The 14,705-nt window shown below is 60.1% G+C and carries 12 protein-coding genes; 9 read left to right on the forward strand and 3 right to left on the reverse strand.

What is annotated here, in order from left to right; genetic code table 11:
* The first annotated feature begins 5 nt into the window (after positions 1-5).
* From Q0949_RS00375 to cynS, 3 genes are read left to right on the forward strand one after another with little or no spacing between them, the layout of a single operon-like run.
* On the forward strand, positions 6-908 hold the full coding sequence (locus Q0949_RS00375; RefSeq protein ID WP_299366934.1) for an ABC transporter ATP-binding protein: 903 nt from the start codon (positions 6-8) through the stop codon (positions 906-908).
* 5 nt (positions 909-913) lie between these two features.
* Positions 914-1,393, forward strand: a complete 480-nt coding sequence (locus Q0949_RS00380; protein ID WP_299366938.1) for a nuclear transport factor 2 family protein — start codon at positions 914-916, stop codon at positions 1,391-1,393.
* Between the two features lie 19 nt (positions 1,394-1,412).
* On the forward strand, positions 1,413-1,865 hold the full coding sequence (gene cynS, locus Q0949_RS00385) for a cyanase (RefSeq protein ID WP_299366941.1): 453 nt from the start codon (positions 1,413-1,415) through the stop codon (positions 1,863-1,865).
* An 83-nt stretch (positions 1,866-1,948) separates the two neighbouring features.
* Here cynS and Q0949_RS00390 read toward each other — a convergent pair whose 3' ends face one another.
* The 3 genes from Q0949_RS00390 to Q0949_RS00400 all read right to left on the reverse strand — a co-directional run bounded on the left by Q0949_RS00390 (position 1,949) and on the right by Q0949_RS00400 (position 7,426).
* Complete coding sequence (locus Q0949_RS00390; RefSeq protein WP_299366945.1) at positions 1,949-4,360, reverse strand: DUF4214 domain-containing protein; 2,412 nt, start codon at positions 4,358-4,360, stop codon at positions 1,949-1,951.
* Between the two features lie 280 nt (positions 4,361-4,640).
* On the reverse strand, positions 4,641-6,269 hold the full coding sequence (locus Q0949_RS00395; protein WP_299366948.1) for a GMC family oxidoreductase N-terminal domain-containing protein: 1,629 nt from the start codon (positions 6,267-6,269) through the stop codon (positions 4,641-4,643).
* A complete protein-coding gene (locus Q0949_RS00400) occupies positions 6,266-7,426 on the reverse strand; it encodes a LacI family DNA-binding transcriptional regulator (RefSeq protein ID WP_299366951.1) in 1,161 nt (386 codons plus the stop codon). Before Q0949_RS00400 ends, Q0949_RS00395 begins: the two co-directional genes overlap by 4 nt.
* Positions 7,427-7,521: 95 nt before the next feature.
* On the opposite strand from Q0949_RS00400, the gene Q0949_RS00405 reads away from it, so the two are divergent.
* The 6 genes from Q0949_RS00405 (at position 7,522) to Q0949_RS00430 (ending at position 14,705) form a co-directional block, all read left to right on the forward strand.
* Positions 7,522-8,991 carry an aldehyde dehydrogenase family protein gene (locus Q0949_RS00405; protein ID WP_299366954.1) on the forward strand — a complete coding sequence of 490 codons (1,470 nt, stop codon included), beginning with the start codon at positions 7,522-7,524 and terminating at the stop codon, positions 8,989-8,991.
* Between the two features lie 52 nt (positions 8,992-9,043).
* Complete coding sequence (locus Q0949_RS00410; protein WP_299366957.1) at positions 9,044-10,018, forward strand: ABC transporter substrate-binding protein; 975 nt, start codon at positions 9,044-9,046, stop codon at positions 10,016-10,018.
* 77 nt (positions 10,019-10,095) lie between these two features.
* Positions 10,096-11,622 (forward strand): sugar ABC transporter ATP-binding protein, encoded by a 1,527-nt coding sequence (locus tag Q0949_RS00415; protein ID WP_299366960.1) that lies wholly within the window; start codon positions 10,096-10,098, stop codon positions 11,620-11,622.
* A complete protein-coding gene (locus Q0949_RS00420) occupies positions 11,619-12,614 on the forward strand; it encodes an ABC transporter permease (protein ID WP_299366963.1) in 996 nt (331 codons plus the stop codon). The genes Q0949_RS00415 and Q0949_RS00420 overlap by 4 nt, the downstream gene beginning before the upstream one ends.
* A gap of 4 nt (positions 12,615-12,618) precedes the next feature.
* Entirely contained in the window at positions 12,619-13,620 is a 1,002-nt protein-coding gene (locus Q0949_RS00425) for an ABC transporter permease (RefSeq protein ID WP_299366966.1), read from the forward strand.
* Positions 13,617-14,705 (forward strand): mandelate racemase/muconate lactonizing enzyme family protein, encoded by a 1,089-nt coding sequence (locus Q0949_RS00430; protein ID WP_299366969.1) that lies wholly within the window; start codon positions 13,617-13,619, stop codon positions 14,703-14,705. Before Q0949_RS00425 ends, Q0949_RS00430 begins: the two co-directional genes overlap by 4 nt.

The following is a 14,705-nucleotide window of genomic DNA, read 5'->3' on the forward strand; positions in this document are numbered from 1 at the left end:
GCCGCGTGTCCAAGTCTTTTCTGAGCATCGAGCAACTGACGCAGCGATATCCGGACGGTCAGGGTGGGGAATTCACGGTTTTCGAGAACGCGAGTTTCGGCATCGAAAAGGGGGAGTTCGTCTGTATCCTCGGGCACTCGGGCTGTGGCAAGTCGACGATCATGAACATTCTTGCCGGGTTGTCGGACCCGACAAGCGGCGTGGTCAAGATGGACGGTTTCGAAGTGTCGGGACCCAGCCTTGACCGGGGCGTCGTGTTCCAGAACTATTCGTTGCTGCCGTGGTTGTCGGCGTTGAAGAACGTGACATTCGGCGTCGCAGCGCGCTTTCCGCAATGGGACAAGGCCAAGGTGATCGCGCATTCCACCGCATTTCTTGCCAAGGTCGGGTTGAGCGGTGACACGATACATCGCAAACCCAGCCAGCTGTCCGGCGGGATGCGTCAACGGGTGTCGATTGCGCGCGCCTTTGCCAACGAGCCCAAGCTGCTGCTGTTGGACGAACCCTTTGGCGCGCTGGATGCACTGACCCGCGGTACCATTCAGGACGAGTTGATCAAAGTCTGGAGCGACACGGATCAGACGGTGTTCATGATCACCCATGACATCGATGAAGCGATCCTGCTGGCCGACCGCATCCTGTTGATGACCAATGGGCCGATGGCTCAGGTCGCGGAAAGCGTCGAGATCACGATCCCGCGCCCGCGTAACCGTACTTCGATTGTCGAACACCCGAACTACTATGCGATCCGCAACCATCTGGTGCAGTTCCTGGGCAAACGGTCTTCTGAACTGTCGGGGCAGTCGGGCGACAACAACCGCCCCATAAATGTTCGCATCGACCTGACGGGCGACGCGGACACCGATGACCCCGACCCTGCGCCCCTGCTGCGCGCCGTGGAGGGATAGGACAGATGACCGAACGTGCCCCGCGCGCGCCGCTGCCCCCCTTTTCCCGTGAGGACGCCATCAAGAAAGTCCGTATGGCCGAAGACGCGTGGAACACACGCGATCCGCAAAAAGTGGCGCTGGCCTATACGCCGGACACGACTTGGCGCAACCGGTCGGAATTTCTGAATGGCCGGGCCGAGGTCGAGGCGTTTCTGACCCGTAAATGGGCAGCAGAGACAGGTTACCGCCTGATCAAGGAGATCTGGGCCCATGACGACAACCGGATCGCGGTGCGCTTTTGCTACGAGTGGCATGACGCGGACGGCCAGTGGTTTCGAGCGCATGGCAACGAGAACTGGGAATTCGATGCGCTTGGCTACATGGCCGTGCGGCACGCGTCGATCAATGACGTGCCGATCGCCGATGCGGACAGGTTGTTCCACTGGCCCGAGGGCACGCCACGCCCGCCAGAGCATCCCGGATTGACTGAGTTAGGACTGTGAAATGAAGGACACGATCACAATGACTGAGATGATGACCAAGGAAGACGTCACCGCCATGATCCTTTCGGCAAAGAAACAGGCCGGGCTGACATGGGAGGGCATCGCGGAAAAGATCGACATGTCCCCGATCTGGACCCACTCGGCCGCGATGGGCATGAACGCCTTTCCGCCGGAAAAGGCCGCGTTGATGGTCACCGTCATGGGCTTGCCACAAGAGGCCGAATCCGTTCTGGCAGAAAGCCCCACCAAGATCTGGGAACAGGCCGTACCGACGGATCCCTGTATCTATCGTTTCTACGAGATCGTCGGCGTGTATGGCCCGACGCTCAAGGCGATCATCCAGGAAAAATTTGGTGACGGCATCATGTCGGCCATCGATTTCGACATGTCCGTCACGCGGGTCGAACACCCCAAGGGCGACCGCGTCAAGGTCGAGATGTCGGGCAAGTTCCTGGGCTATAACAGCTGGTAACACCCAGATTGCCTGCGCGGCGCCGGGGCATTGATACCCGGCACCGCCTGCACTTGATCGTGCCCGCCCGTCTGTCTGACGCGTCAGACCAGGATCATATCGTCGGTGAACATGGCCAGAGTTGCCCCTTCGAAGGTGACGCGCGTGCCCTGATCGTCGATCACCACATCGTCGCCAACTTGCATCAGCAGTGCCCGCACAGCGTCCGCATCCACATAGCCCATGCCCGAGAAGCTGACCTGGTCCCATGCTTCAAGGTCGGCCACGCGGTCATCGCCGGCGTTCGGGCCAAATTTGAACACGTCCGAGAACATGCCGCCCACCAAAAGGTCGTCACCGGCGCCACCGACAAGCGTGTCGTCCGTGCCAAGCCCGCGCATCCAGTCTATCAGGTTCTGGGTGGAGTTCGTGATGAACTCCGCCGATTGCGCGATGCCCTGTACCACTTCGGCGCGGGTCCAGCCCTGATTGTCCAGCCGGTCGATCCACGTGGCCCCGCCCACCGGGTCGGGGTTCCGGTTCAGGACGTTGTTGTAGATCAGCGTCACAAACGTGGTGCTGTCCGTGGCGGAGGCATAACGGGTCTGGAACTCGGTCGAATTCACGAACCCCTCCACCATGTCCAGCAGGTCGCGGCCATCGCCCATCCGTTCGGTCCACCCCGTGAACCCGCCAACATCAGGTGTGCGGTTCAGCGTGGCCTGATACACCCGGAACACATCGTCGGACCACACCGCATCGGTGCGTGCCTCGATATAGTCGCTTGCGTCATCTGCGGTCAGCCTGCGGTTTTCGGCGCTGTCAGAGAAACCGACGACCACCTCGGCGCGGGTCCAGCCCAGATTGTCGAGCCTGTCGGACCATCCCGCCAGACCTGCCGGATCCGGCCCGCGTCCCAGAACGTTGTTGTACATCAACGTTACAAACTGCTCGGTTGTCGAACTGGCTCCGAACCGGCCGATGAACTCTGCGGAGGTCACGAAGCTGGCGGCCGCCTGTTCCAGAGTGAAGGTGCCCGCCACCAGACGCTCAGTCCACCCGAGGTGCCCACCGGTATCGGGCGCACGCCCCAGTGCCGTCTGGTACAGCCGGAACACCTGTGCGGCCTCATCGGCGACCAGCCCGACTTGCAAAGCCTCGCCAAAGAGAAAATCGTTGCCCGCGTCTCCGGCGAGGGAATCCGCACCCGATCCACCGACAAGGCTGTCTTGCCCTTCGCCACCCGACAGGCTGTCGTTGCCAACATTGCCAAGCAGGGTGTCATTGCCGTCCAACCCCTGGATCAGGTCGTTACCGGCCAGACCGTCAATGGTGTCAGCCTGCGCCGTTCCGGTGAGCGTGTCATCCATCGGGGTCGGAACCGCCGGCGGGGTAACTACAACCTCAAGCGGGGTGTCGTCCCCCGGAAGCGTGATCTGCACCACCTGTCCGTCGAGAACAAAGGCGGTGTTGTTGTCGGTCCGAACGGCGGCACCCGTGCCCCAGACATAGGCCGACGTTTCGGTGTCCAGCAGGGTGCCTGTGGTGCTGTATTCCTTCAACCGCCCTTCTTGTGTTCCTTGGAAATCCAGAACGGAGTAGCCAACGACAAAGCCATCCTGGGTCGCGAACAGCAATGGCGTGTCCTGGCGGCCCGCCGTGATCGTATTGACCAGTGTCGGGCCGGTGATCTCGCTGCCATCCGGCGCATAGATGCGAAACCAGACAGAGGTCGAATCCCCGTCTGCCTGCTGTGTCGCGGCATCCACCCAAACCACCACCACGTTGCCATCCGGCAGCGTTTCGACCTGAACCGACGGCGAAGTGCCGAAACCCGATTGCGTGCCCTGGCTCACTTCGACGGGCGCGCGGATCTCGCTGCCATTGGTCAGATCAAAGGCCTGAACAAAGACCGGGCCCGCCTCACCGAAAGAGTTGTCGACATAGGCATAGAACAAAGTGTTGCCGGATACTGCGACATCGACGTTGTGGCCCTGCACTGCGGTCGCCCCGAACCCGCCCAGCGGATCAAGGGTGGTCAGCACCGCACCGGCGGCATCAACGATCAGGCCCTGTCCGCTGGGATCGACCATGAAAATGTCCGAACCTGGCAAATCGGCCGCAAATTGCAGCATGCTGGTACTGGTCGTCGAAAAAGCGCCAGACAGGATTTCCGTTGCCGGGCCAAGCGGTTGCCCTGTCTGCGCGTCGAGCGACACCTGCCAGTTACTTATGATGATCGGCAAGCCCGCACGCTGTTGGTAATAAACGGTCATGGTGCCGTCATCGTTGTCGTGCACGAACATCTCTTCGATGCTGCCAAAGGCCCCAAGCCCGCTTGTGTCGGCATAGCTGATGGCCGAGAACACCTGACCGTCATCGTTGAAACTGGCGATCATACTGCCATTGATGATGACCGCCGCATCACCGATGCGATAGATACCATGCCCGCCTTGCGTCGTGTCGACGCTCCCCAGGCCAACCGAATACGAACTTTGCGCTACCGAAATTGGCATGCTCCGCCCCCCTTCTTCTCAATCAGTCGTACAAAAATAAATCCGTTGAATCAGGCCTCAAAAAAACGACGCGCCCCTTGCCGCAAACAAAGCAAACCTTCACGCTCATGTCTATCCTGAGGGCTTGACCCGGGCCGAAGACCCGTCTCCACAAGGCAATTGTAGCGGGATGACCGCCGGAAATGGCTTGGGGTTTCTGCTCTATTGTGTTGTGACGGGCAGGTTTCAGCGAGGCGGCGCAAAGGGGGTACACAGGGCGCTGCATTGGCGCCCTGGCTCTTCAAGCCTGTGTCGATTTCTCGGTGTCTTCGAGGATCAGATCCGCACAGCGCGCGCCCAGCATCATGGCAGGTGCATTGGTGTTGCCCGCGTTGATATCCGGTACGGCCGCCATGTCGCACACCCGAAGCCCATCAATGCCGCGCACTCTCATGCGCGTGTCCAGGACCGCCATGGGATCGTCATCGGCACCCATCTTGCATGTCCCCGCCGGGTGATAGTTGGTTTTGACGAAACGCTTGCAGTGGGCGCGCAATGTATCGTCGTCGTCGCGCTCCGGGATCACGATCTGGCGGATGCGGTCCGACAGGGGCCTCGTCTCAAGCGCCCGGCGAAAGAAACGCTGGCCACGGATCATCTCTGCCATATCGTCGTTGTCCTTGAGCAGATTTGGCGAGACGCTCGGCATGTCGAACGGGTTGGCAGAGCGCAGGCGCACTTCGCCCCGTGATTTCGGCTTCACGACCACGGTCGTGATGGTGACGCCATAGTCGTCTTGCACCTCTTGCAGCGCGTCGCGGTCCAGGTAAACGATCGGCACGCAAAAGGCCTGAATGGTCGGATCGGCGTCCGGGTCACCGGGATTGACAAACGCACCAGCCTCGACACCGGCGGATGTGACCGGGCCGCTGCCGAACAGTTTCAGTTGCAGCCCGTTGCGCAACATGCGCCAGCCATCGCCCTGCCTGAAATAACCATAGGGGCCGTTCGCAAACGCAGTCACGGGCACTTCGGGATGATCAATCAGGTTCTGCCCGACGCCGGGCAGGTCAAGAATGGGTGTGATCCCGTGCTCCTTCAGGTGATCTTGCGGCCCCATCCCGGACAACATCAGCACCTTCGGAGAGACAAGCGCGCCTGCCGCAACGATGATTTCACCCGTGACTTCGACAGTATGCGTGCCGGACCTGTCGCGATACACGACCCCGTTGGCCCGGCCCTTTTTGGTTGTGATGCGCGCGACCTCTGCACGCAATTTCACGGTCAGGTTCGGGTTCGCTTTCAGTGGTTCGAGAAAGGCATAGGCCGACGAACTGCGCCGCCCGTGGCGATTTGTGAACTGATAGAAACCCACGCCACGCTGCGTGGGGCCATTGAAATCCGGGTTGAAGGGCTCGCCCATGTGCTGAACGGCTTGCACGAACCAGCGCGACATCTCGTTTATGTGGCCAGGATCAGAGACCAGAACAGGCCCATCGGTGCCGTGCAGATCGTTGGCGAGGCGATTGTTGCCTTCCATATTGCTGAAATAGGGCAAGACATCGTGCCAGCCCCAACCAACACCATCGTTCGCACCATGCAGGGCGTCGTTCCAGGCGTCGTAGTCAGAGGGTCGCCCGCGCATGTAGACCTGTGCATTTACGGACGACCCGCCGCCCAGAACATGTCCTTGGGGAATGTCATGGACGCGTCCGTCCAGATGGGCCTGCGGTTCGGTCTTGTAATACCGCATGAATTTGGAACCGTTGATCATCTTGAAGATGCCCGGCGGCATGTCGAGCAGGGGATGACGGTGCGAATGGCCGGCCTCGAGCAACAGAACCCGCGCGCCGGCATTGACCAGACCCGCCGCACACGCCGCACCGGCCGACCCGCCGCCAACAACGACGTGGTCGTAGCCCTGGCTCATGTGCCGGAGTTCCGCCGGTCACCCTTTGGGGCCGCGATGGAATCGCGTTCGATCAATTCGCATTCGAGCTTGGTGAGCGGATGACGACTGTTCCCGGCCTGGCCGTGAAACAACTGATCGATCACCCAGCGGCCCATGGACCGATCCGCGAGATTCATCGACGTCAGCGGCGGAGACAGGTGCCGCGCGATTTCATCATCATCATATCCGATCACCGAGATGTCCTCGGGGATCGACAGCCCCATCTCCTTCAGTGCCTCGTAGCAGCCAACGGCCATCCGGTCATTTGCGCAGAAAATCGCGGTCGGTGGCTTGGGCAAGGACATCAGTTTCTTGGTGCCTTCAAAGCCGGAGCTCGGCAGCCAGTTGCCCTCTACAACCAGCTCTTCGCTGAACGGCAGATCGGCGGAGGCAAGTGCGTTCCGGTAGCCGGTGTAGCGCCCGCTGGCGCATTCCATGAACAGTTCGCCGGTGATCAGGCCGATCCGTGTGTGGCCCGCGTTAATCAACGCGTTTGTCGCGGTATGGCCGCCCGCGATCTCACTTGGCACTACAGCAGGGCGAGACAGATCCTCGGTGTAGCAATTGAGGAGAAACACAGGAATATCAGTGTTTTGTAATATGGGAGGGAGCTCAACCTGCCGAGTAAACACACAGGCGTAAATGATCGCCGAGACACGTTGGTCGATGAAATATTGCAGCGTTTTCGGCTCAAGCACCGGGTCGTTTCGGGTCTCTGCCAGGATCACGATGTTGCCTGTTGCCTTCACGGCTTCGAGCACGCCGTCATAGGCGTGGACGCCTTCGGGGCTGGTGGCGAGGGTGTCGATGACGAACGCGATGGGCCCGTCGATATAACCGGGGTGCTTGTCGCCGGATTTCGAAGGTTGTGCGGGGGCCTTGTACCCCAGCTCTCGGGCAGCATCGAGCACGCGCATCCGCGTCTGGTCAGAGATTTTCACACTGTCGTTGTTGTTGAGAACAAACGAAACCGTTGGTTGGGAGCATCCCGCAACCCGCGCGATGTCGCGCATCGTCACCCGGCTGCGTGATTTCGGTTTTTCCTGCGCCGCATGCGCCTTCGTGTCGTCTTTCATACCGACTCCTCGCTTCGGGAAAATCTGGTAACCGAATTTTCTGGCTAATGCAATTATCAATTATTACTAATATAACTAATTGACATTAGCGATCTGTCAGCTATCCAATTGGGCGACTCGTAGCGATGCTTGCTACCTTTGATAGAGAGACCGATATGCTCGCTGCCCACCCGACCAATGATGGACCGATACGTGGCGCCATGTATGTTGATGGCGCATGGCAAGCGCCTTCGGATGCATCCTTGATCACCGTCGAAAATCCCGCGACAGAGGCGGTGATCGGGCATATCGCCGAAGGCACTGTCACGGACGCGGATGCCGCCGTGAGTGCAGCGAAGGCCGCGTTTTCTGATTGGTCGGCGCGTCCCGCGATCCAGAGGGCGAGCTACGTTTCCGCGCTGGCTGATGCGATTGACACAGATGCCGAGCGTCTTGCGACACTGGTCACCGCCGAACAGGGCAAGCCGATCGCTCAGGCACGCGGCGAAATCGGCGCGACCTCGAATTTCCTGCGCTATGCCGCTGAACAGGCGCGGCGCATTCAGGGCGATATTGTCACTTCTGACAATACCTCCGAGGACATCCATATCCGCCGTCATCCGATTGGCGTGGTCGTGGGGCTGACGGCATGGAACTACCCGGCGGCACTTGTCGCGCGCAAGCTGGGACCTGCGCTTGTCGCCGGTAATACCTTTGTCCTCTTGGGTCACGAAGTGACACCATTTTCCGGGCTGGCGATTGCAGAGCTCGCGGATCGTATCGGCCTGCCCAAAGGGGTTTTCAACGTGGTGACGGGGCGCGGCCCCGTGGTTGGACAGCGTCTGGTGGAACATCCCGATACCAGTCTGATCACCATGACCGGCAGCACCCGGGCCGGCCGCGAGATCTGCCGCGCGGCCGCAGATGAGCTCAAGATCGTGCGCCTCGAACTGGGCGGTAAAGCACCGTTCATTGTCATGGACGACGCCGAGATCGATGCCGCTGTCGAAGCGGCAGTCACCGCGCGTTACACCAATTGCGGGCAAGTGTGCACCTGCAATGAGCGGATGTATCTGCACGACAGGATTGCGGACGAATTCCTTGAAAAGTTCGTCGCAAAGAGCCGGGCGCTGAAAATTGGTGACCCAATGGGCGATGTCGATCTGGGGCCAAAGGTAAGCGGCGTCGAAGTGACCAAAATCGAAGAAATAGTCGCGCGCGGTGTGAGCGCTGGCGCGGACGTCCTTCTGGACGGCGGCAGGCTCGATGGCGGCGCCTATGAAAAGGGTCACTGGGTCGCGCCAACGGTGATGGAAGTCTCTGACAACGCCTCTCCCCTTCTACAAGAAGAGATATTTGGCCCCGTGGTCGCCGCAAAACGAGTCAGCGGCTTTGACGAAGCAGTGGCCCTTGCCAATGACACGTCCTTTGGCTTGTCCGCCTACATGTTCACCCAGAATGCCAAGCAGATCGCCCAGACCCCCCATGCGCTGAAATTTGGCGAGATCTACCTCAATCGGAGCAATGGCGAAGCCGTGCAGGGCTTTCACACAGGGTGGGGGCATTCCGGCCTTGGCGGAGAGGACGGGCAGTATGGCTTCGACGCCTACATGAGAAAACAGACAACGTATTTGAACTGGGGATGACCCCGAACAATCGCGCCGGGAGGACTTAGGCGCTCAACGTGGAGGAAAACACATGAACCGCAGAATTCTGCTATTGGCCGCAACGGCCCTGAGCTTTGGTGCCGGATCGATGGCCTTTGGCCAGTCCCTGCCGCCCCTCGAAAAGAAAGACCGCTACAAGGTCGGGTTCGCCCAGATGGAATCCAACAATCCGTGGCGGATTGCTGAAACCAAGTCATTTCACGACACCGCCGAGATGTGCAATTGGGACCTGATCGCCACAGACGCGGCGGGCTCCGCCGCCAAGCAGGTCGCAGATGTGGACAGCATGATCGCGCAAGGCATCGATGTCCTCTTTTTGCCGCCACGCGAGGAAAAGCCGCTGATTCCGGCTGTGAAAAAAGCGCGTGCCGCGGGCATTCCGACCTTCCTCGTCGATCGCTCGGTTGATCCGGCGGCTGCCAAGCCCGGAGAGGATTTCGTGGCTTTCCTTGGCTCTGACTTCATCGATCAGGGGCGCCGTGTTGCCGAATGGACAATCGAAAACTTCAAAGGCGACAAGGGTATCATCGTCCAGCTCGAAGGCACGACCGGGTCCTCGCCCGCCAACGACCGCAAGAGCGGCTTTGACGATGCAATCGCCAAGGATGATCGTTTCGAGATTGTCGCCTCGCAGACCGGCGATTTTGCACGTGACCTTGGTCGGCAGGTGATGGAAACGCTGCTGCAAGCGCACCCGGACGTGAATATCGTCTATGCGCATAATGACGAGATGGCGATTGGTGCGATCCAGGCGCTGGAACTGGCGGGTCGCAAGCCCGGCGAAGACGTGCTTGTCGTCTCCATCGACGGAACCCGTGACGCATTGCAGGCCATCATTGATGGCAAGATGGGCGTGACAGTGGAAAGCTCGCCATTCTTCGGGCCGCTCGCCTGTGAGGTCATGAACCGCTACGCCAGTGGCGAAGAGATCGAGCATTGGGTGCAAGTGCAGGACCGTATCTTTACCCAAGGCAATGCGGCTGATCACATCGACGAAGCCTATTGAGGGCCTCCCTGTTGAAGGAGGCGCGGTCATTGACCCTGCCTCCTTTGGCTTCCTATTCTCAGCCTTGGGGGAACGACATGGCCGAGCTTCTGAAGATGAGCGGGATCGACAAGGCCTTTGCCGGTGTCAGCGCGCTGTCTGGCGCGTCTTTGGACATCGCTCCGGGTGAGGTACATGCGTTGATCGGCCAGAATGGGGCCGGAAAATCCACGCTGATCAAAATCCTGACCGGGGTCTATCGCCGCGATGGTGGCGTGGTGAAATTCAACGGTGCGGAAACGGTGCTGAGCAGCCCGCGCGAGGCGCAGGCCGCAGGTATCGCCACGATTTACCAAGAACTGAATCTGGTGCCGCTCCGCTCCGTGACCGAGAACGTAATGATGGGCTACGAGCCGAAGCGGTTCGGCGTATTCATAGACTGGAAAGAAGCGCACCGCCGCACCCGCGAGATCCTCGCAAGGTTCGGCATCGATATCGACGTGCGCGCGCCCTTGGGCAACTATTCGACCGCCATCCAGCAGCTTGTCGCGATTGCGCGCGCGGTGTCGCTGAATGCGCGCCTGGTGATCATGGACGAGCCGACGTCGTCGCTGGATGCTTCCGAAGTCGAAGTGCTGTTCGGCGTCGTCAAAGGCCTGCGCGCGGCGGGCGTCTCGGTGCTCTATGTCTCTCACTTTCTCGATGAACTGTTCGAAATCTGTGACCGCGTGACAACGATGCGCGACGGATGCACGGTGGATTGTCGCGACATCGCGGGGACCACCAAACTGGAACTTATCGCAGCGATGCTGGGGCGCGACACGGACGAGATCGAACAGGCCGGCATGACCGAATTTGGCGGCAGCACGCCCGGCGCGGATAAGGGTGAGGTGCTTTTGGCCGCCGAAGACGTGTCCACCGGACCACGTCTAAACGGCTTCGACATGACATTGCATCGCGGAGAGATCATCGGCCTTGGTGGATTGCTGGGCGCCGGTCGTACCGAGGCTGCGCGCGCCATTTTCGGCGTCGACCGCCTGACCAAGGGGCGGATCACGGCAAAAGGCAACGGGGCGGGGTTGGACACGCCCGCGGCCGCCATTGCCGCCGGGTTCGGGTATCTGACCGAGGACCGCAAGGCAGAAGGGATCATTCCGGACATGTCCGTGCGTGAAAACCTGACGCTGGCCCTCCTGCCCAAGCTCACCAAAGGCGGCCAGATCGACCGGGCACGCGAACGCGAGCTGGTCGCGCATTTCATCAAGGCACTCGGCATCAAGACCGCGAACATGGAGCAACCGATCCGCGAGTTGTCCGGGGGCAACCAGCAAAAGGTTCTGCTGGCCCGTTGGCTGGCGATCGAGCCTGATGTGCTGATCCTCGATGAACCCACGCGCGGCGTGGATGTCGGCGCAAAACGTGAAATTCAGGCGATCATCCGCGATTGCGTCGCGAATGGCGTAGGCGTTGTTCTGATCAGCTCCGAGTTCGAGGAAATCGTCGAGGGGGCGGACAGGATCATCGTGTTGAACGAGGGGCGCATTGTTGCCGAACTCACCAACCCGGGCATCACCGAGGCCGCGCTGGTGCGCGCCTTGGCGCATACGGAAGGGCAAGCGGCATGAGCACGCAGGACACAGGGTTGCGCAGTGACGGGGCCAAGGCTTGTGCGTGGGGGCCGTTCCTGCGTGCCAATGGCGGGCTGGTCGCACTGGCGGTGATCCTGATTTTCAACATCCTTGTGACGCCGAACTTCGTGCAGATGCAGACCTTGTTCGTGAACATCAGCCAGGTGGCGACAATTGCGATTGTGGCCATGGGGATGACGTTGGTCATTGCGACGGGGGGTATTGATCTGTCGGTTGGCGCGATCATGGCATTGTCAGGCGCGCTGGCGCCGCTGATTTTCCTGTCGGAATTCGGGCAGGCCTATCCTGCGCTAGGGATCGCGGCGGCAATCGTTGTACCGCTGATCGCGGCCATCGCCTGCGGTCTGTTCAACGGTATTCTGGTCGCCAATCTCAAGGTGCAGCCGATCATCGCGACGCTGATCCTGTTCATCTCGGGTCGCGGCATCGCGCAGGTGCTGACCAACGGCAATCTCCAGACATTCTCGAATCCGACCTTCAGCTATCTCGGTACCGGCAAGGTGCTGGGACTGCCGTTCCAGGGTTGGCTGGCCCTTGTGATTGCTGCCGTTCTGTTCTGGGTAATGACGCGAACGACCTTTGGCCGCTATGTCCTGGCCATTGGGGGCAATGAACGCGCGGCGGAACTGTCCGGCGGGCCGGTCAAACGGGTAAAGATCGGTGTTTACATGATTTGCGGCGTGCTGTCGGGCCTTGCCGGACTCATCGTGGTCGCGATCAATTCGGCCTCTGACGCCGCGCGCAATGGCAACTTGATGGAACTGGACGCGATTGCTGCTGCGGTTGTCGGCGGTGCGTTGTTGCAAGGCGGGCGCGCCCCGATTTTCGGAGCCATCCTCGGTGCCGTCATTATCCAGCTGGTGAAATACACGCTGCTTGCAAACGGGGTGGAAGATGAGGTGGCTCTGATCGCCAAAGCGCTCATCATCCTTGCCGCCGTTTATGTGCAACAGGCCCGGAAGGAGTAGGGGGATGCTGGATACGGACGCTTTCGACCTGCGCAAATACCTGTCGCGCAATCCGCAATCGGTGGCCGTATGGGTCGCGCTGGTCGCGCTGATCCTGTTCGGGTTGCTGCGCTATGACAATTTTGGCGGTGCCTACAACATCACGTCGTTTCTGAATTACAACTCCATGTTCATCGTGATCTCGGTGGGCATGTGCTTTGTGATCATGACAGGTGGCATCGATCTGTCGGTGGGTTCCGTAGCCGCCTTTACGTCCGTTATCGCCGCGTACCTGTCGCCCTATGGGATCGAGATTGCGCTGCCAGGGGCGGTACTGGCAGGGATCGGTTTTGGCGCATTCAATGCCTTTTGCATCATCGCAATGCGCATTCCGCCGTTCATTGCTACATTGGCCACCATGCTGGGTGCAAAAGGCGGCGCGTTGGTCATCTCCGGTGCGCAGACGATCTCGGTCGACTGGGGGTCGAACTTTACCAAGATGGGGATGGAAAAGGCGCTCAATATCCTGCCGTGGTCCATCGTTGTGGTTGGTGTGGTTGTCGTGCTGCTGTGGTTCGTACTGGAAAAAACCACGCTCGGGCGAACCGTCCTGGCCATCGGGGGCGGCGCAGATGCCTCTGTCCTGATGGGGTTGAAGGTCAATCGTGCAACTGCGTTTGTCTACATGCTGTCAGGTGGTTGCGCCGGTCTGGCAGGGGTCATCCTCGCGTCCGGGTTCGGCGCGGGACAACCGCTCGAAGGTATCGGCTGGGAGCTGTCCGCCATCGCCTCCGTGGTGGTTGGGGGCACGCTTCTGACTGGCGGGCTGGGGTCTGTCACGGCAACCGTTGCCGGCGCACTGCTGCTCGGGCTCGTGTTCAATATCTTGAATTTTGAAAATGGACGCGGCACGATCAGCTTCAGCGCCTATTGGCAGATGGTGATCCGCGGTGTGTTCCTGTTTGCCGTGATCCTGTTTCAAGCGCGGGTCATGTCGGGACGGACAGAACGAAAAGTACGGACATGACTAAAATCGCTGCAATCGAAACGCGCCTGTTTCACATCCCGCTGGCCGAAGTTCTGGTGGATGCCAAGCATGGCGACCACCATTTCTTTGAACTGATCACCGCGACAATCCGGCTGGAGGATGGCAGCCAAGGCACCGGCTACACCTATACCGGAGGCAAGGGCGGGCACGCGATCCAGGCGATGATTGCGCATGACCTCGCGCCCTTTCTGACGGGCCAGGATGCCGAACAGGTCGAGGCACTCTATGAGGCGATGCAATGGCATGTGCACTACGTCGCCCGCGGCGGCATCGCGTCGTTCGCGATCTCGGCGGTGGATATCGCCCTTTGGGATTTGCGCGGCAAACGCAAAGGCCTGCCGCTGTGGCAGATGGCCGGAGGCGCCGACACGGAATGCAAGGCGTATTGCGGGGGGATTGATCTGGGTTTCGAGCTGCCAAAGCTCCTGAACTCCGTCCAAGGGTATCTGGATCGTGGCTTCAACGGGGTAAAGATCAAGGTCGGACGCGACGACGACGTGGCCCGTGTCACCGCCGTGCGCAAGCTGATCGGGCCGGACACGGCCTTTATGGTGGACGCGAATTATTCCATGGGTGTTGATCAGGCGATCAAAGCCGCCCGCGCGTTTATGGACCATGATATCCTCTGGTTCGAAGAACCCATCATTCCCGACAACTACGCCGGTTATGCCCGGATCGTGGACGCAACCGGATGCCCGCTGGCCATGGGCGAGAATCTGCATACGATCCACGAGTTCGAATATGCCTTCGATCAATCAAGGCTAAGCTTTATTCAGCCGGACGGATCGAATTGCGGCGGGATCACGGGGTTCCTGCAAGTGGCCGAACTGTCCGAAAAACACGGCGTGCCGATTTGCAGTCACGGAATGCAGGAACTGCATGTCAGCCTCGTGTCGGCCCGGAACAACGCGGGCTGGATCGAAGTCCACTCTTTCCCGATTGACGAATACACGATGCGGCCCTTGCAGGTGCGCGATCACATGGCCCAAGCGCCCTCCGAACCGGGGATCGGCGTTGCATTCGACTGGGCGAAACTGGACGCCGCAAATCTCCTCTCGAACTGA

The organism is uncultured Tateyamaria sp. (genome assembly GCF_947487805.1).
Lineage (GTDB): Bacteria > Pseudomonadota > Alphaproteobacteria > Rhodobacterales > Rhodobacteraceae > Tateyamaria.